Raw genomic sequence first — 15974 nt, 5'->3', positions numbered from 1 at the left:
ACTCCAATTGACGTCTTATTAGTGATGGCCTTCAGAAAAATCTGATGAGTGCTTCTGTAGATACTTAAGAACAAGTGCTTCTGTATCTGTATCGAAGTTAACGAACGCAATCATACCATCTAGCATGCCTACCCAACCGTTAGCGCTGAAGTGAGCTTCATCTGGCTGTGAGTGACACGTTGAACAGTTAGATTGGTACGCTTGACCTGCTGCGTTCCAGATTGGATCGAAGTTATCAACCATAGACTCTTTCTTCATCCAAAGTGCTAGGTTAACTTCTTCCCATGGAAGGCCAGTAAGCTCATCTTCTTTCTTCTCACCAACAGTGATAACGTCACTTTGAGATACTTCTTTCGTCAAGATTGCAGTCGAGATGTTCATACCGAAGTCTTCTTGGATTACACGTCCGAAGCCTTTCGCTTTACGCCAACCGTCGATTTGAATCTTGATCATGTCGCCTTTTTCGTCGATAACCGCAACTTTACTTGCAGGGCTTAGTAGACCCGCTTCAACTGTTGCTGTTTCATCTGTGTACATTGGTAGGTGACGAATAGAGATCACGTCTGAACCATTTGCGTAAGATGTGCTGCTTGCTACATTTTCTAGCTCGCCAACAATACCGCTCGCTGATGCCATATCTAATGGAAGGTTGTGAGCAATACCTTTATGACAGTCAACACAGCTTTGATCACGTTCTGCTGCATTCTTCATCTGGATACGCGCTGTTGGGCGCATGTTTTCGAAATCCATTGAATCGTAGTTGTGACAGTTTTTACACTCTAGAGATTTGTTCGAAGAGAAACGATCCCATTCGTGTTTAGCCAGTTCGATACGACGAGCTTCGAATTTCTCAGGTGTATCTAGGTCACCAAATACTTGAGCGAATACTTCTTTAGATGCTTGCATCTTACGAGCAATTTTTGCTGTCCATTCATGTGGAACGTGACAGTCAGGACAAGTAGCACGTACACCAGAAGTGTTTTTCCAGTGAACCGTTTCTTGTAGTTCTACGTATACGTTGTCACGCATGGTGTGACAGCTTACACAGAACTCTTCTGTATTTGTATGTTCTAGCGCTGTATTAAAACCGCCCCAGAAAATAACACCGGCGATAAAGCCACCCATGGTTAGTACACCAAGACTGATGTGTACTGCTGGGCGAGTCATTGTGCGCCATAATTTAACTAAAAATGATTTCATGTTTAGCTCTCTTAAAAATTAGTTCTAATAAAAATGTGATAGCAAGAGGGCATTACATGCCGCCGTGTGCACCTGGAGGACCTAATACAAACACTTGCAGTGCCCAAACTAGAAAGCCGTAGCCTCCTACAAAAGCCACACTTAATATTGGAAAGAGAACCACTGCAATGAAGAGGAATGACTTCCACTCCAACGAGCGTTTTTCGCCAGTTTCAATTTTATTAACATCACTCATACATTTTGCCTATTTTGTATTTAGTAATTTCGAGTAGCTCATTCTAAGGAGCTAAAGTTCTTGAGTATCTAACAACAAATTTTAGACCATACACAAAGTAGGGTTCAATCAAATCTCTTGTTATAACCCTTGCTAATCAATACTTTTTTGAGGTCATCCAAACTTGTTTTCAGTTAAACAAACTTATTAAAAAGTATTAACAAATGTGAAGAATTAAGTATATTTCACAAATGTTAAAAACCAACACTAGCGCAACTATTTGACAACCGATTTTAACTTTTTACCTACTAAGTAGTAGCCAAAAAAGCCTCAAACAACCACTATTTTGTGTTTTGTTTGTTAAATAATTGATCGTTTTTCGAATCAATGACTTTGCAGTTGAAATGCATCATTTGGCACTTTCATATATGATAGAAGCCTTATTAAAAGGAAGCATTATGCAAGACGTTATTGATATATCTTGGTGGCAATTATTGTTTTTCAGTTCACTTCTCTTGCTGCCAATTGTAATCAACCACAAGCTAAAACTTGGCCTTGGCAAAGAGGCTTCTATCAGCATCATTCGCATGACTGTTCAGCTATTTCTGGTTGGCCTCTACCTAGAATACCTGTTCACTTTGAATAGCTTGTGGGTCAATTTACTGTGGTTATTTACGATGATTATCGTTGGGGCAAGCTCGATTGTTGAAAAATCCAAGTTACCGCGAAACCTCTTGTTAGTCCCTGTCGCTGTGAGCCTAGCGGTAACCTGTGTACCCATTGTCTTGTTTATCTGCTTATTCATCATTAAACCAACACCGGTTTTTAACGCGCAGTACTTAATCCCTATTGCAGGGATGCTGTTAGGTAATAGCTTAAGCAGTAACATCGTGGCATTACAGAACTTGTTCGGTGCTTTTGAAACGCAGAAATCAGAGTACGAAGCGGCTATCGCTTTAGGTGCCTCTCCTTCCTATGCTGCTGCGCCTTTTGTGCGTAATGCGATACAGAAAGCGATGTCTCCTATTATGGCCTCAATGGCAACCACAGGCTTGGTAACGCTACCAGGAATGATGACAGGACAAATCTTAGGGGGTGCTTCACCAATGATCGCGATTAAGTATCAACTGATGATCATGTTGGCTATTTTCGTGATGATGAGCTGCTCCTTAGCGCTTGCACTTCACCTATCGTTAAAGACTTCCTTGACCAAAGAAGGGCGAGTTCTCGCTCAAATACAGCCTTCAAAATAACCTCCCGACTCCTCTTAGATCTGGTTACTCACTGAATTTGATACGGGTTATCCACAGAAATTGTGGATAACCAAATCAATATAGATCCTTTTTTGTCCATTTCGGCTCGAGCAAAGATCATTGCCATTGATCCTTGGGTGATTTCAAAGACATATACACACGTGCAGAACTGCGTTGTTAAGCGTTCAGATGATAATTTAAGAAATCAACGAGTAAGTTTTCCACAAATAAAAAACGGCCTGCAATGCAGGCCGTCTTGTAAATGTCATAAGTCAGTTCAATGTTTTTACTGAGCTTTAACTCATCTTGTCACTGAGCTAGTCACACAAGCTTTGTTGATCCGCCATCTTTATTAATCGCGTAAATAAATCAACCAATACCACATGCCAACAAAGATACCGCCGCCGATGATGTTACCGATAGTAACGGGCAGCAAGTTGTTCATCAGAAAGTCCATCATGTTTAGGTCAACATAGTCTGCAGGATTAGCCCCTGTCATTGTCCAGAATTCAGCTGGAGCAAATGTTTTGATACCGATAGCTAAAGGAACTTGGAACATATTCGCAATACAGTGCTCAAAGCCCGATGATACAAACATCGCGACAGGTAAAATCAGTACTGCAATTTTGTCAGTCAGTGTTCGTCCACTAAACGTCATCCATACCGCGATACAAACCAATACGTTACACATGATGCCAAGCGCGATAGCTTGGATAAAACCATGGTGCATTTTGTGCTGAGAGATGGCCATGGCATTCAAACCCACTTGCCCATGGTCGAACATGTACTGTTTAGTCAGAAGCATGCATGCCACTAGCAATAAAGCACCAATAAGGTTACCGATATAAACGGTCGCCCAGTTCTTTACTAGGGTTCCCCAGCTAATCTTGCCACTTGCACGAGCAACAAGAGTGAGCACCGAACTGGTAAACAGTTCACCGCCAGTAACAACAACGAGGATTAGGCCCAAGCTAAATGCAAGGCCACCTAGGACGCGAGTAATACCCCAAGGTAAATCACCAGCGCCAGTGGTTACAATTGTGTAGAACACAAACGCAATACCGATATGTATGCCAGCAGAAATCGCTAGGAGAAAAGATTTGGTTGGATCTTTGGTTGCTTTACCTACGCCAATATCTGCAGCGCGCTCAGCCATTTGTGGCGGTAATAATGAGTCAAATTGGTTCAGATTCATGATGATTTACATTTTGAAACATGTTGTCGGGAGCGAGATAATCCTCTCTTTCATTTCTGAATTCAAGAGCTATTTGGGACTCAAAATACCTCCCACAACCTTGTGGAAAGGAAATAGCCCAAGTTATTCAAAATTCATACAACTTTAGTAGTAAAAAGAAAACTATGCTGAATGAAAGGTTATCAACTTAAAAAATGGCACACTTATAAATATCAATAAGTTACGAAAGAAAGCAAAGGAATAACGTACACTATAATGACTCACAGATCGCTATTGCCTCTAGATTTTGATATAGATCAACAGAACGTAAAAAAGCGCCCTTAGGCGCATTTAACTGAATCACAAATACAGAAATTAGTGATGCTAAACCGAAGATTCAATCACTTCTTCTGATGATTGTTCTAAAGCAGAGCCCTCTATATTCGACTCTGGACTCAAAGGGATTACATCAGAATCACTTTCATTGGCAACTTTACCACCTAGGTTTCTCAAGCTGTCCACTAGCTCTTCTAAACTCTTAATATGCGCATCACTCTTGGTAATCTGCTCATCTAGAAGATTGCTATGCTTAGTCGCCTCAGACAATTGTTGCGCCTGCTTCTGATTATCACTCTCTAGCTTAGCGAGTTGTTCAGTCAAAGTTTCAATTTCTGACTTTAATGACGCTGTCATATCTAAGCTTTTTAACGCTTTCACACTCGCTATAATCTTCTGAGATTGCTGACGCAACCCAACATCTCGGTAATCTTCATCATTAACCACTTGTGAAATGCTCAGCAACTGATTCTCTGCATTCAAAACCGATTGTTCGAACTTGTCGCCTTTTACACTCGCGAGCACTTTTACTTCATGAGCGACACTGCGCACGTGGTTCAACTCAAACTCCGCAGCGTGCACCGCATCTTCAATGATCGACTTTTCACGGGGACTGGCTTTGACTTGGCTTTCTGCCAAAGCAATTTGAGATGCTGCTTTAGCAAACGTCAGTGGAGCAACGTCATCAAAATCTTCATCTTCCAAGAACTCTAACTCGTCCTTCAATGGTTCGATGTATTTCTTATGTGCCACTTTAACTTCTAATAAGCGAGCATTATTAAGAAACTCCACCTGTGCTTCTTGAGCGTCTTCAAGCTCATCGACCAGCACATACTCAAACAACTCGCTGTATTCTGAATACAAGCGTTTGTAGCTAGAGGTAAACATGGTATCTGCGCCAAGGAACTTTAGGTAATCCATTTGCACAATCGAATCCGCTAGTACTCGGTCAGCCTTCGTCTTTAGTACTAATATCGAGTCATAGTTTGATTTGATCAACGCAACTTTTTCGTCAAAAGCTTCAGCGTAAGTCAGGCTAGAAAAAACTGAATAACTCTTGGTTAGCCGAGTTTCGTCTTTCAGCAAGTCCGCATAAATGCTTTCAGCGTCATCCCATGCGTCTAAGAGTTCATTGTAATTCTCTGGTGCATAGAGAGACAATTGGCCGTGGTCTTCAAGCTTAGCCTCCCATTCGGAGTAGACGCTTTGGACAGACTGGAAAGAACGGACCTCGATTGTAGATTCGTTATTGTTGTTTGTAATTTGGTTCGCGTCTGTCTGCTCTGAGGGTGTACTCTGACACCCTGCGATAGCAAATAGCATACTGATCATTAATGCTACTTTGTTCGCTCTCACTTATGCATATCCTTTTTATACAATATTCGCTCAATGCAAATTATTTCTAGTCACAATATATTACAACCACTTAGTAATAAACATCACTGATGATTTAAGTGGGCGCAAATCACCCAATATAACCAAAATAAACCCATCACTCGATGATTAATCAATCAATTTGGTATCACTTATCAATTCTCTTTATTTGCTATTGCCTGAGCCGTGAATGCGCACTAAGGTGAAGGTAGAGAACGTTATGAATATATAGGTTAATTATGAAGTACAACGCTGAAAACATTGCTGATTTAAACCTCCTTCTTCAATTTGATGTAAGTAGCGCCGCTACTGGAATTAAAGTTCATCAAGAGGCAGCTCAAGAAACTCAAGACGCTGTTAAGCGCCTATTCGAAAAGAACCTTTGTACTCAGCCAGACGGCGGTTACCTAACTGATGAAGGTATACAGATGGCAGAGCGCGCAGACAAACTACTTCGCGTACTAAACTAAAGCTCCATTGTTCTAGTAAAAACTCCACTCGCTTCGGCCGTGGAGTTTTTTCATTTTTGGGTAAAGGTTTGTTAGGCTTACTATAAATCCATAACTTGCAGTTGTGAGGAACACATGGCTTCTATATTTATTGTTGGTGCAGGCTGGGTTGGTGTGCCCTTATCTGAACATCTCGTCAAACATGGTAACCAGGTCGTCGTTACGAAGACCACCCAAGCGGGTGCAGACACCATTGGTAACACGCGTATCCCATGTGAAGTTTTCAGCTTTGACTCATCAGAGCCTGAACATACTATCGGCCAACTCTATTCGCTGTTACTCGAAAATAATGCAGAGATCGTCATTGGTAGCTTCCCTCCCGGCTTTAGAAAAGGTGCGGGACAAGAATATGCTGAATACTGGCAACAGCTAACCAATGCTTGTCAGAAAGCCAATGTCAAAAAGCTGATCATGGTTAGCTCGACTACGGTCTACCCGACCAAGCCAGGGATCTTATACGAGCAAGATGCCTCATTAGCGATTTCTACGTTAAGTGATGAACAGGCCAACTCATTTTCAGACAATGCACGAGTCATGCTACAAGCAGAACAGTGCATCATTGATTCCGGTATCGACTACACCATCCTTCGCTTCAGTGGGTTAATCGGCCCTAGCCGCCACCCCTCTAGGTTTGCAAGCAAATTGAAACAGGTCAGCACTCAAGCTCCTGCCAACATGCTTCATCTTGACGACGCGATTGGCGCGGTCAACTTCGCTATCAACCAACTGCACAACGAAGTGGTTAATGTTACGACCCCAAACACGGTGAGTAAGGCGGAATTTTATGCCGCTGCACTGAAAAGCGCCAACAGCAGTGAGCCGCTGCCCCTCGTGGTCGATACACCAGACAAGCTGATCTCTTCGAAAAAGATTCTCGACTTAGGTTACTCGTTTAAATTTGAATCCACGCTGGACGCTCTTTATGACTAAGCAATCCATAGCTAACCAACCCATAGCTAAGCAATCTATAACAAATAACTCAAGAATTAAGCTACATCGTTCGATCGACACCCTTTGGAACTTCATGTCTATGGGCCACAAGGTTACGCCTTCAGATTGCATCTTTGTGTTATGCAGTAACGACACTCGCGTTGCTGAATACGCAGCTGAGCTCTATCACCAAGGTGTGGCGCCTTATATCGTATTTTCTGGAGGTGTGGGACGCTTTACAGAAGGGAGCTTCGAACGTTCAGAAGCCGAAACATTCGCGGCTATTGCACGAGATGCTGGCGTGCCAGACTCTGACATTATCATAGAGAAACACGCAACAAACACTGGAGAAAATGTACGATTCACCCACGAATTGCTGACTGAGCGAGGGTTGTCACCGAAACGACTGACCTTAGTACAGAAACCCTTTATGGAGAAACGTACTTACGCCACGTTTAGTAAACAATGGCCTGAAGAGAGTGTAGAAATAACCGTGACTTCGCAATGGAAAAATTGGGATGATTACTTTAATGAAGAGTTACCGTTAGACATGGTGTTGAGCGCATTAATTGCTGATTATGAACGAATCAAATTCTACCCAGCCCAAGGATTTCAAATTGAGATGCCAATCCCCGATGACGTTGATCATGCCTATCAAGCATTGAAGCAGCTCGGCTTCGAATAAATCAAAAGCTTCATTTCGAATAAAGCAAAGGCGCGACTTGGAATAAAGCAAAAACACAGGCTCAATAAACAAAAACGGTGACACTTGGTCACCGTTTTTCGTTTTAGCAAGCTGAACTATGAGATCGGTTTATTTACCTAACGCTTCTTTATAGTGCAGACGGCAAGCAGAAACATACTGATCATTACCGCCAATAGCCACTTGGTCACCTTCAGCAATCGCCACACCGTGCTCGTCGGTACGGATTACCATATTAGCTTTACGGCCACAGTGACAAATGGTTTTAAGCTCAACCAGTTTATCTGCCCAAGATAATAAGTAACGGCTACCTTCAAACAGTTCACCCAAGAAATCGGTACGTAAACCGTAGCAAAGTACAGGGATATGCAGTTTATCGACCACTTCTGTTAACTGGTACACCTGCTCTTTCGACAAGAACTGACACTCATCAATCAAAACACAATGACGCTTTTCTTCTTCATTGAGTTTTTGGATTGCGTCAAACATATTGGTGTCATTTTTAAAAAGTTGAGCTTCAGATTGCAAACCAATTCGAGAGCTAACTTTACCGATACCATAACGATCATCCAATGCTGCCGTAAAGATCACTGGCGTCATGCCACGCTCTTGGTAGTTGAATGAAGACTGAAGAAGTGTTGTTGATTTACCCGCATTCATTGCCGAGTAATAAAAATACATCTGAGCCACAGAAATATTCCTGTTAATTAAAAGTTGAAGATAAAAAGGTGAAATTAGAGAATTTTTGCTAGAAAAAAGGGCTGAAAATCAGCCCTTTTTATAATATTTACTTACGACGCCAAGTCGTACCTTCTGGACCATCTTCCAGAACAATACCCAACTCGTTTAGCTTGTCACGTGCAAGATCGGCATTCGCCCAATCTTTCGAAGCACGAGAGTCGTTACGCAGTTTGATCAACGCTTCGATTTCAGCCACTTCGTCATCGTTGCCTGCCGCATCACCTTGCAAGAAAGCCTCGGGATCTTGATGAAGAATACCGATGATGTCTGCCAGTTCGCGCATCAATGCACCTAGTGCACTTGCTTTTTCGACGCTTTCAGTTTTGATGCGGTTGATTTCACGAGCCATTTCAAACAGTACTGAATAAGCTTCTGGAGTGTTGAAATCATCGTTCATCGCTGTAGAAAAACGAGTCACGTACTCTTCACCACCAGCCGGAGCTGCTGTAACGTCTAGGCCACGAAGTGATGTGTAGAGACGCTCAAGTGATGCACGAGCTTGGGTTAGGTTATCTTCGCTGTAGTTCAGTTGGCTACGGTAGTGACCAGACATTAGGAAGTAACGTACTGTTTCTGCATCGTAATGCTGAAGTACGTCACGGATAGTGAAGAAGTTACCCAGTGACTTAGACATTTTTTCTCTGTCTACCATCACCATGCCGCTGTGCATCCAAGTATTCACATACTGGGTGCCGTGTGCGCAGCAAGATTGTGCGATTTCGTTCTCGTGGTGCGGGAACTGTAGATCTGAACCGCCACCGTGGATATCGAAGTGATTGCCAAGAATAGAAGAGTTCATTGCTGAACACTCGATGTGCCAACCCGGACGACCTGGACCCCATGGTGATTCCCACGTAGGTTCACCTGGCTTAGACATCTTCCAAAGAACGAAATCTAACGGGCTGCGTTTTGCAGAATCAACATCAACACGAGCACCCGCTTGAAGCTGATCAAGGTCTTGCTTGGAAAGCTTGCCGTATTCGTCAAATTTCTTAACTTCGAACATCACGTCGCCATTGCTTGCAACATAAGCAAAACCACGCTCAATTAACTTTTCAACAAGCTCAACGATTTCAGTGATGAATTCAGTCGCACGAGGCTCAACATCAGGGCGCTTCATGTTCAATGCATCGAAGTCCGCGTGCATTTCCCCGATCAGGCGCTCAGTCAGAGAATCACAAGACTCACCGTTTTCATTAGCGCGCTTGATGATTTTATCATCGATATCAGTGATGTTACGAACGAAGTTCAAATCGTAACCAAGGTAACGAAGGTAACGAGTTACTACATCGAAAGAAACAAACGTGCGGCCATGACCAATGTGACAGAGATCGTATATGGTTACCCCACAGACATACATGCCGACTTTGCCAGCTGTAATTGGTTTGAATTCCTCTTTCTGTCTTGTGAGTGTGTTATAAATTTTCAGCATGATCTCTATCTATATTTGTGTATTAATCAAAATAAGAGGTCAAGTATATCAATTCATGCGTTATTAGGTAATCCCCCAAAGCAGTAATTACCTCAAACAACCAAGTTAAGTTAATGATTTGGTGATTTGAAAGTCCGCCAACATGCGCTAGAATTCGAACTTCATATTAAAAAGACAGTAAGGTAACAATCATGATCATCCTTCACACAAATTTTGGTGACATCAAAGTTCAACTTAACGAAGAAAAAGCACCAGAAACAAGCGCAAACTTCCTACAGTATTGCCGTGACGGTTTTTACGACAACACGCTATTCCACCGTGTTATCGATGGTTTCATGGTTCAAGGCGGCGGTATGACTTCTGGCCTTAAAGAAAAAACAACTCGTGCAACTATCAAGAACGAAGCAAACAACGGCCTAGCGAACAAAGTTGGTACGCTAGCAATGGCTCGTACTATGGAACCGCATTCAGCGAGCTCTCAGTTCTTCATCAACGTTAACGACAACTCTTTCCTAAACTTCCGTAGCGAAAGCCTAGACGGCTGGGGCTACTGTGTATTCGCAGAAGTTGTTGAAGGCATGGACATCGTAAACAAGATCAAAGGTGTTAGCACTGGTTCTATGGGTATGCACCAAGATGTACCTCTAGAAGAAGTGATCATCACTGGTACTACAATCGAAGCTTAATTCATCGCTTTCGGTTAGGGCGTATTGACCTTTTGAGCTGATTTTTGCAGCGAATTGCTGGGGATTTATACAAGGCAGAGGCTTTGATGTGTAGCTAGCCTACATGAGAAGCCGATAACGCAGTAAAAATGACCAGCAAACGCTGCCCAAAGGGTTCGGCTAAAAGCGTTTTACTCTTTGTTGAGGGAAATTTGCTTAGAGTGACTAGGCTGCTTATCCCTCGCCTCGATTAAAACGCTTTTATCTCGAACAAAATTTAACCGCCAAAGGTCAACACGCCCTAGTATTAATAATTGATGAGCCGATAAAATCAGGATATAGGGAGCGAATCGCTCCCTTTTTTTAGACCTATGAAAACATATTTTATATCAGACCTGCACCTTACTCCGTCACGACAAGATATCACTGACTGCTTCTTAACCTTTATGAAGAAAGAAGCCGTAGAAGCGGATGCACTTTACGTGTTAGGCGACCTTTTCGAGTTCTGGATTGGTGACGACGATAAGAGTGAGTTCGCGACTTCTATCCGCCAAGCGTTTATCGACTTAGTGAAAACGGGCGTACCTTGCTACTTCACACAAGGTAACCGCGACTTTTTAGTTGGTAAAAAATTTGCCAAGCAAACGGGCGTGCAACTTCTAGATGAAGTATCAACGATCGATATCTACGGACAAAAAGCGGTGGTGTTGCATGGTGATACCCTGTGTACCGAAGATGTAAAATATCTCGCCTTCCGCGAAAAAGTGCATCAACCATGGCTGCAATGGGTCTTCAACAGAATTCCATTTTTCATCAAGAAGAAAATTGTCTCGAAGGTTCAATCTGACATCAAAGATGACAAGCAGACCAAATCTCTCGACATCATGGATGTGACACAACAAGAAGTGGAAGATGTGATGGAACGAAACAGCGTCGAACTTATGATCCACGGCCATACTCATCGCCCTGACATCCACACTTTTAACGTCAATGATTGCACTAAAACTCGTATCGTATTGGGTGATTGGTATACGCAAGGTTCAGTGCTGGTGTTCACTCCGCAAAGTTTTGAACTACAGAATCGAGAGTTTAGCAACCGCTTTTAACATCACTATTAAACTTTCACTTTGATTATTATTATCGGTCAGACTTTCATAGAAAGTGTATGGTAATTTCTACTGAATTAGCTATTATCTCTCTACCAGAAATAAACAGAACACAGTACCAAGTTGAAATATTCATACGTAGCGCGTCAACCAATACTCGATACAGACAAGAAAACCATAGGTTACGAGTTGCTATTCAGGGATGGTCCTAAGAACACTTTCCCTGAAGTAGAGCCGGAGCTCGCTACTAGCCGTTTGCTTTCCGATCACTTTTTATCAACTCACTATAATACGTTGGGTGATAAATTGGGGTTCGTGAACTTCCCTTATGCAAGCCTAATCAACTTAGTCCCGACTCTGTTCCCCAAAGAAAGCCTCGTTGTTGAGGTTCTTGAAGACTGCGAACCAACAGACGAACTACTTGAAGCAATAAAAGCTATCTATGACGCGGGTTACACTATCGCGTTAGACGACTTTGTACCAAGCAAAGCATGGAAGCGCTTTTTACCGTACGTTTCAATTATCAAGTTTGATATCCGTTTGATCTCAATCGCGAAAGCTTCGATGTTCATGAACTCTCTCAAAGGGTTGGATATTAAGTTCCTCGCAGAAAAGGTCGAGACTTACGATGAATATCAAGAAGCAAATCGAGCAGGCTTCACCTACTTCCAAGGTTATTTCTTCAGCAAGCCGGAAATGATTCAAACTCGCGCTCTCAACCCTGCGTTTTTGACGATTGTTCAGCTGTTAAAAGAGATTGCGCACGACCCTATCGACTTTAGCGAAGTAGAACGTTTAATTACGCTAGATGTCACGCTGTCTTACAAGTTACTTGCCTACGTGAACTCCGCAGGCGGCTCAGCAACGACCATTCGTTCATTCCGCCAAGCACTTATTTTCCTTGGCGAACAAAAGCTGCGTAAGTTCGTTTCACTGGTAGCGATTGCCTCAGCGAAAGAAGATAAGCCGGACTCACTCTATGGTTTAGCCGTGTTACGAGCACGTGAGTGTGAACTCTTAGTAGAAAAAATGAATGTAAAGGTAGAGCCCGGACAAGCCTTTTTGACCGGTATGTTCTCTCTACTTGATTCACTCTTTGACCAACCGTTACAGCAAGTCTTGGACTCAGTACCAATCGATGAAGAGATCAAGCAAGCTCTGATTCAACGAAAAGGTGTGCTGGGTGCAATTTTGGCGATGGTTATCGCTTATGAGCAAGCTCGCTGGGACGAAGCAACGCGCATTCGTAAACTTCTCAAGCTAAGTGAAGCGGAACTCGGTCAAGCTTATGATGAAGCGACTACTTGGGCTCAAGAGCTGTTATCACCTTCGTTGAAATAGTTCACTTCACATTGCTGCTTCAATAGAAACTAAGCTTTGGTGAGCGATCGTTTCTTGGTAAACTCCAACGCATTCATATATGGCCTCTTAATAGAGGCCATTTTTACAGGATCTGACTATGTCTTTATGCCCATGCGGTAGCAAAAATACTTACCAACAATGTTGCGAATCAGCACACCTTAACCACAGTACAGTTGAAACACCCGAGCAATTAATGCGCTCACGTTATTCTGCACATGTACTTGGTTTGGTTGATTATGTGGTTGCTACTTATCATTCAAGCTGTAACGCAGAAGCGCAGAGAGAAGGTATTGCTGAATCCATAGATAGTGATTGGGCGGGTTTAGAAGTCATCGATACTGCCGCAGGTTCACATGAGAACGAAGGCTTTGTTGAGTTTAAAGCTTACTTCAACGACGCGACTGAGCAGTTCTGTATGCAAGAACGTTCGCGCTTTGTTCGTGAAGACGGTTTTTGGTATTACATTGATGGCACCTTCCCTGAGCAAGAAGATGAACAAGAAAAACGATCAGAGCCTGAGATTGACCCCCGTCTAAACCAAACGGTTGAAAGTTTTAAAATCGGCCGCAATGACCCATGTATCTGTGGTAGCGGAAAGAAATATAAGAAGTGCTGCGGGTAAGTCAAAAAATTAGAATGTTTGATTAAGTAAAGAGATTCCTGATGTCGCTTAGGCTCCTCGGAATGACGTAAAGTCAGAGTTTAGAAAAGTGACGTAGGGCTTAGAAATCTTGAAATCTTGAAAATTAAAAAGCTAAAAAGCCCCGTAAACATAATTGTTTACGGGGCTTTTATCTATCTGTTACGTGGTTTTATTCATCCAAAAAGAGCTTACTTATGGCGCTCTTTTAGTTTGTTCACCACATCGTTCATCGATAAGCCTTGGTCTTGTAAAAGAACCATCAAGTGATAAATCAAGTCTGCTGATTCACACACTAATTCCGCCTTATCGCCCGACGTCGCCGCAAGCGCGACTTCAACGCCTTCTTCGCCCACTTTTTGCGAAATACGCTTGGTGCCACGGGCATATAAACTGGCAGTATAAGAAGACTCAGGGTCTGCGTCCTTGCGGGCAGCCAGTAGCTGCTCAAGCTGATGAAGCCACACCATCTGTGTTTCTTCTTGCTTATCGCCATCCCAACACGTTGTTGTACCTGTGTGGCACGTTGGGCCAATGGGGTTAACCTTAACCAGCAAGGTGTCGTTGTCACAATCCAATGACATGTTTTGCAGTTGCAATACGTTACCCGACGTTTCACCTTTGGTCCAAAGGCGCTCTTTAGTGCGAGAGAAAAACGTCACTTGGCCAGTTTCACCTGTTTTCTCGAGCGCTGCTGGGTTCATGTATCCCATCATCAGCACTTGGCTCGATTGGTAATCTTGAACAATAGCCGGCACTAAACCATCTACTTTTTCCCAATCAATACGCTCTGACAATGCGCCTACTTCTGTTTTTGATAAGCTTACGGGTTCAAAACTCATAGTCGCACCTCTACATCTTGTTGTTTCAAATACTGTTTAAGTTCACCAATATTGATGACTTGCTTGTGGAATACCGAAGCCGCAAGTGCTCCGTCCACGTTGGTTTTTTTATAGGCTTCAGCAAAGTGCTCCATCGCACCTGCGCCACCTGATGCAATCAGGGGTACATTACACACTGAACGTACCATGTTTAATTGGTCGATATCATAGCCATTGCGAACGCCATCTTGGTTCATCATGTTCAACACAATCTCACCTGCACCACGTTTCTGTACTTCCTGCACCCAATCTTTGGTTTCCCACTTGGTTGCTTTGGTACGCGCTTCATCGCCTGTGAATTGGTAAACCTGATATTTACCCGTCTCTTTATCGAAGTATGAATCGATACCGACAACGATACACTGTACGCCGAACTTATCAGCTAGGTCAGTGATTAGCTGTGGGTTAGCCAATGCAGGCGAGTTGATGGATACTTTATCTGCACCAAACTCAAGAATGCGTGCTGCATCTTCCGCAGACTTAATACCACCAGCCACACAGAAAGGAATATCAATCACTTCTGCTACGCGTTTCACCCAGCTTTTATCGACCACACGGCCATCACTTGATGCGGTAATATCGTAAAATACTAATTCATCAGCGCCCTCTTCTGCGTAGCGTTGTGCTAGCGGAACGATGTCACCAATAATTTCGTGATTACGGAATTGAACGCCCTTAACCACTTGCCCATCACGGACATCCAAACAAGGGATTATTCGCTTTGCCAACATGCAAATGCCTCCTCTGCGGTGAACTTGCCATCAAGCAGTGCACGACCAACAATCACACCCGCAACGCCGCTGTCTTTCAGTGCTTCGATATCAGCTAGGCTGCCAATGCCACCCGATGATTGGAATTGCACCTGTGGGTACTGTTTACAGAGATCAACATAGAGCTCTACGTTTGACCCTTCTAGCGTGCCATCACGTGAAATATCTGTACACAGAACGTGTTTAAGGCCAACCGTGAGGTAATCTTCAATTAGCGCTTCAATGGTCACGCCTGAATCTTCTTGCCAACCTGAAATCGCCACTTTACGTGTGCCGCTTTCGTCAATGTTGATGTCCAGAGCCAGCACGATTTTTTCCGCGCCGCACTTCTCCATCCAACCTTTAACTAACTCTGGTTGCTTAACTGCTGTAGAACCAACCACAACGCGCTGTGCGCCAGCTTCTAGCAGGTCAACGACATCTTGTTCATTACGAACGCCACCACCAATCTGGATGTTCGCAGGCGTGCTAGCCAGTAGCTTAGCAATCAAGTCTAACTGACGAGCCGTTGTGTCTTTTGCGCCCGTTAAGTCAACAAGGTGCAGCCAACCAGCGCCAGCTTGGTGATACAGGTTGAACTGCTCTGCTGGATCGACTTTGTATTCTGTTACTTGCCCGTAGTCCCCTTGAAATAAGCGAACAACTTGGCCTTTAATTAAATCTAACGCGGGAATAATCATTTAC

General features: G+C 43.3%; 17 protein-coding genes. 8 read left to right on the top strand and 9 right to left on the bottom strand.

Translation table 11 applies throughout. The features are described from left to right. Nucleotides 1–18 precede the first annotated feature (18 nt). Nucleotides 19–1200, bottom strand: coding sequence for a pentaheme c-type cytochrome TorC (torC, locus tag L3V36_RS00680; protein ID WP_004734592.1), 1182 nt, complete (start codon nt 1198–1200; stop codon nt 19–21). Nucleotides 1201–1252: 52 nt separating this feature from the next. Further along, complete coding sequence (gene torE / locus L3V36_RS00675; protein WP_004734591.1) at nt 1253–1435, bottom strand: trimethylamine N-oxide reductase system protein TorE; 183 nt, start codon at nt 1433–1435, stop codon at nt 1253–1255. 437 nt (nt 1436–1872) lie between these two features. Between torE and L3V36_RS00670 the strand changes: the two genes are divergently transcribed. Further along, nucleotides 1873–2667 carry an ABC transporter permease gene (locus tag L3V36_RS00670; RefSeq protein WP_004734590.1) on the top strand — a complete coding sequence of 265 codons (795 nt, stop codon included), beginning with the start codon at nt 1873–1875 and terminating at the stop codon, nt 2665–2667. Nucleotides 2668–3019: 352 nt separating this feature from the next. Here the strand turns inward: L3V36_RS00670 and focA are convergent, their stop codons facing one another. Together focA and L3V36_RS00660 are read right to left on the bottom strand one after the other, a co-directional pair. Next, nucleotides 3020–3862 carry a formate transporter FocA gene (focA, locus tag L3V36_RS00665; protein ID WP_004734589.1) on the bottom strand — a complete coding sequence of 281 codons (843 nt, stop codon included), beginning with the start codon at nt 3860–3862 and terminating at the stop codon, nt 3020–3022. 363 nt (nt 3863–4225) lie between these two features. Then, nucleotides 4226–5533, bottom strand: a complete 1308-nt coding sequence (locus L3V36_RS00660) for an ATPase (protein WP_208774024.1) — start codon at nt 5531–5533, stop codon at nt 4226–4228. Between the two features lie 257 nt (nt 5534–5790). Here L3V36_RS00660 and L3V36_RS00655 point away from each other — a divergent pair, with 257 nt between their 5' ends. From L3V36_RS00655 to L3V36_RS00645, 3 genes are all read left to right on the top strand, one after another. Next, nucleotides 5791–6021, top strand: a complete 231-nt coding sequence (locus L3V36_RS00655) for a TIGR02647 family protein (RefSeq protein WP_004734587.1) — start codon at nt 5791–5793, stop codon at nt 6019–6021. Between the two features lie 114 nt (nt 6022–6135). Then, nucleotides 6136–6990 carry an NAD(P)H-binding protein gene (locus L3V36_RS00650; protein WP_208774017.1) on the top strand — a complete coding sequence of 285 codons (855 nt, stop codon included), beginning with the start codon at nt 6136–6138 and terminating at the stop codon, nt 6988–6990. Next, entirely contained in the window at nt 6983–7675 is a 693-nt protein-coding gene (locus L3V36_RS00645; RefSeq protein ID WP_208774009.1) for a YdcF family protein, read from the top strand. The genes L3V36_RS00650 and L3V36_RS00645 overlap by 8 nt, the downstream gene beginning before the upstream one ends. 129 nt (nt 7676–7804) lie before the next feature. Here the strand turns inward: L3V36_RS00645 and L3V36_RS00640 are convergent, their stop codons facing one another. Then, complete coding sequence (locus L3V36_RS00640) at nt 7805–8383, bottom strand: thymidine kinase (protein ID WP_004734584.1); 579 nt, start codon at nt 8381–8383, stop codon at nt 7805–7807. A 97-nt stretch (nt 8384–8480) separates the two neighbouring features. After that, on the bottom strand, nt 8481–9866 hold the full coding sequence (gene cysS, locus L3V36_RS00635; protein WP_017078988.1) for a cysteine--tRNA ligase: 1386 nt from the start codon (nt 9864–9866) through the stop codon (nt 8481–8483). A 191-nt stretch (nt 9867–10057) separates the two neighbouring features. On the opposite strand from cysS, the gene L3V36_RS00630 reads away from it, so the two are divergent. From L3V36_RS00630 to L3V36_RS00615, 4 genes are all read left to right on the top strand, one after another. After that, a complete protein-coding gene (locus L3V36_RS00630; protein WP_004734582.1) occupies nt 10058–10552 on the top strand; it encodes a peptidylprolyl isomerase in 495 nt (164 codons plus the stop codon). Nucleotides 10553–10902: 350 nt separating this feature from the next. After that, nucleotides 10903–11637: a UDP-2,3-diacylglucosamine diphosphatase gene (lpxH, locus tag L3V36_RS00625; protein WP_208774007.1), complete on the top strand. Its 735-nt coding sequence runs from the start codon at nt 10903–10905 to the stop codon at nt 11635–11637. Nucleotides 11638–11760: 123 nt separating this feature from the next. After that, nucleotides 11761–12978: an EAL domain-containing protein gene (locus tag L3V36_RS00620; protein WP_054541044.1), complete on the top strand. Its 1218-nt coding sequence runs from the start codon at nt 11761–11763 to the stop codon at nt 12976–12978. A gap of 118 nt (nt 12979–13096) precedes the next feature. After that, nucleotides 13097–13621, top strand: a complete 525-nt coding sequence (locus tag L3V36_RS00615) for a YchJ family protein (RefSeq protein WP_076645490.1) — start codon at nt 13097–13099, stop codon at nt 13619–13621. A gap of 209 nt (nt 13622–13830) precedes the next feature. Here the strand turns inward: L3V36_RS00615 and hisIE are convergent, their stop codons facing one another. Genes hisIE through hisA form a run of 3 tightly spaced genes read right to left on the bottom strand, consistent with a single transcriptional unit; the run spans nt 13831 to nt 15970 of the window. Continuing rightward, a complete protein-coding gene (gene hisIE / locus L3V36_RS00610) occupies nt 13831–14481 on the bottom strand; it encodes a bifunctional phosphoribosyl-AMP cyclohydrolase/phosphoribosyl-ATP diphosphatase HisIE (protein WP_004734578.1) in 651 nt (216 codons plus the stop codon). Beyond that, nucleotides 14478–15251 (bottom strand): imidazole glycerol phosphate synthase subunit HisF, encoded by a 774-nt coding sequence (gene hisF / locus L3V36_RS00605; RefSeq protein WP_004734577.1) that lies wholly within the window; start codon nt 15249–15251, stop codon nt 14478–14480. The genes hisIE and hisF overlap by 4 nt, the downstream gene beginning before the upstream one ends. Further along, nucleotides 15233–15970, bottom strand: a complete 738-nt coding sequence (hisA, locus tag L3V36_RS00600) for a 1-(5-phosphoribosyl)-5-[(5-phosphoribosylamino)methylideneamino]imidazole-4-carboxamide isomerase (protein ID WP_208774006.1) — start codon at nt 15968–15970, stop codon at nt 15233–15235. Before hisA ends, hisF begins: the two co-directional genes overlap by 19 nt. Nucleotides 15971–15974: the final 4 nt, after the last annotated feature.

Origin of the sequence: Vibrio sp. G-C-1, assembly GCF_021728015.1 — a bacterium.
Lineage (GTDB): Bacteria > Pseudomonadota > Gammaproteobacteria > Enterobacterales > Vibrionaceae > Vibrio > Vibrio splendidus.
Note: the sequence above shows the minus strand (reverse complement) of the source record. Positions and strands in the feature narration are given on the sequence as shown.

Bases quoted from the DNA above. Each gene is read 5' to 3' on its own strand.
- torC (WP_004734592.1), bottom strand. From the start codon at position 1,200: ATGAAATCATTTTTAGTTAAATTATGGCGCACAATGACTCGCCCAGCA.
- torE (WP_004734591.1), bottom strand. From the start codon at position 1,435: ATGAGTGATGTTAATAAAATTGAAACTGGCGAAAAACGCTCGTTGGAG.
- L3V36_RS00670 (WP_004734590.1), top strand. From the start codon at position 1,873: ATGCAAGACGTTATTGATATATCTTGGTGGCAATTATTGTTTTTCAGT.
- focA (WP_004734589.1), bottom strand. From the start codon at position 3,862: ATGAATCTGAACCAATTTGACTCATTATTACCGCCACAAATGGCTGAG.
- L3V36_RS00655 (WP_004734587.1), top strand. From the start codon at position 5,791: ATGAAGTACAACGCTGAAAACATTGCTGATTTAAACCTCCTTCTTCAA.
- L3V36_RS00650 (WP_208774017.1), top strand. From the start codon at position 6,136: ATGGCTTCTATATTTATTGTTGGTGCAGGCTGGGTTGGTGTGCCCTTA.
- L3V36_RS00645 (WP_208774009.1), top strand. From the start codon at position 6,983: ATGACTAAGCAATCCATAGCTAACCAACCCATAGCTAAGCAATCTATA.
- cysS (WP_017078988.1), bottom strand. From the start codon at position 9,866: ATGCTGAAAATTTATAACACACTCACAAGACAGAAAGAGGAATTCAAA.
- L3V36_RS00630 (WP_004734582.1), top strand. From the start codon at position 10,058: ATGATCATCCTTCACACAAATTTTGGTGACATCAAAGTTCAACTTAAC.
- lpxH (WP_208774007.1), top strand. From the start codon at position 10,903: ATGAAAACATATTTTATATCAGACCTGCACCTTACTCCGTCACGACAA.
- L3V36_RS00615 (WP_076645490.1), top strand. From the start codon at position 13,097: ATGTCTTTATGCCCATGCGGTAGCAAAAATACTTACCAACAATGTTGC.
- hisIE (WP_004734578.1), bottom strand. From the start codon at position 14,481: ATGAGTTTTGAACCCGTAAGCTTATCAAAAACAGAAGTAGGCGCATTG.
- hisF (WP_004734577.1), bottom strand. From the start codon at position 15,251: ATGTTGGCAAAGCGAATAATCCCTTGTTTGGATGTCCGTGATGGGCAA.
- hisA (WP_208774006.1), bottom strand. From the start codon at position 15,970: ATGATTATTCCCGCGTTAGATTTAATTAAAGGCCAAGTTGTTCGCTTA.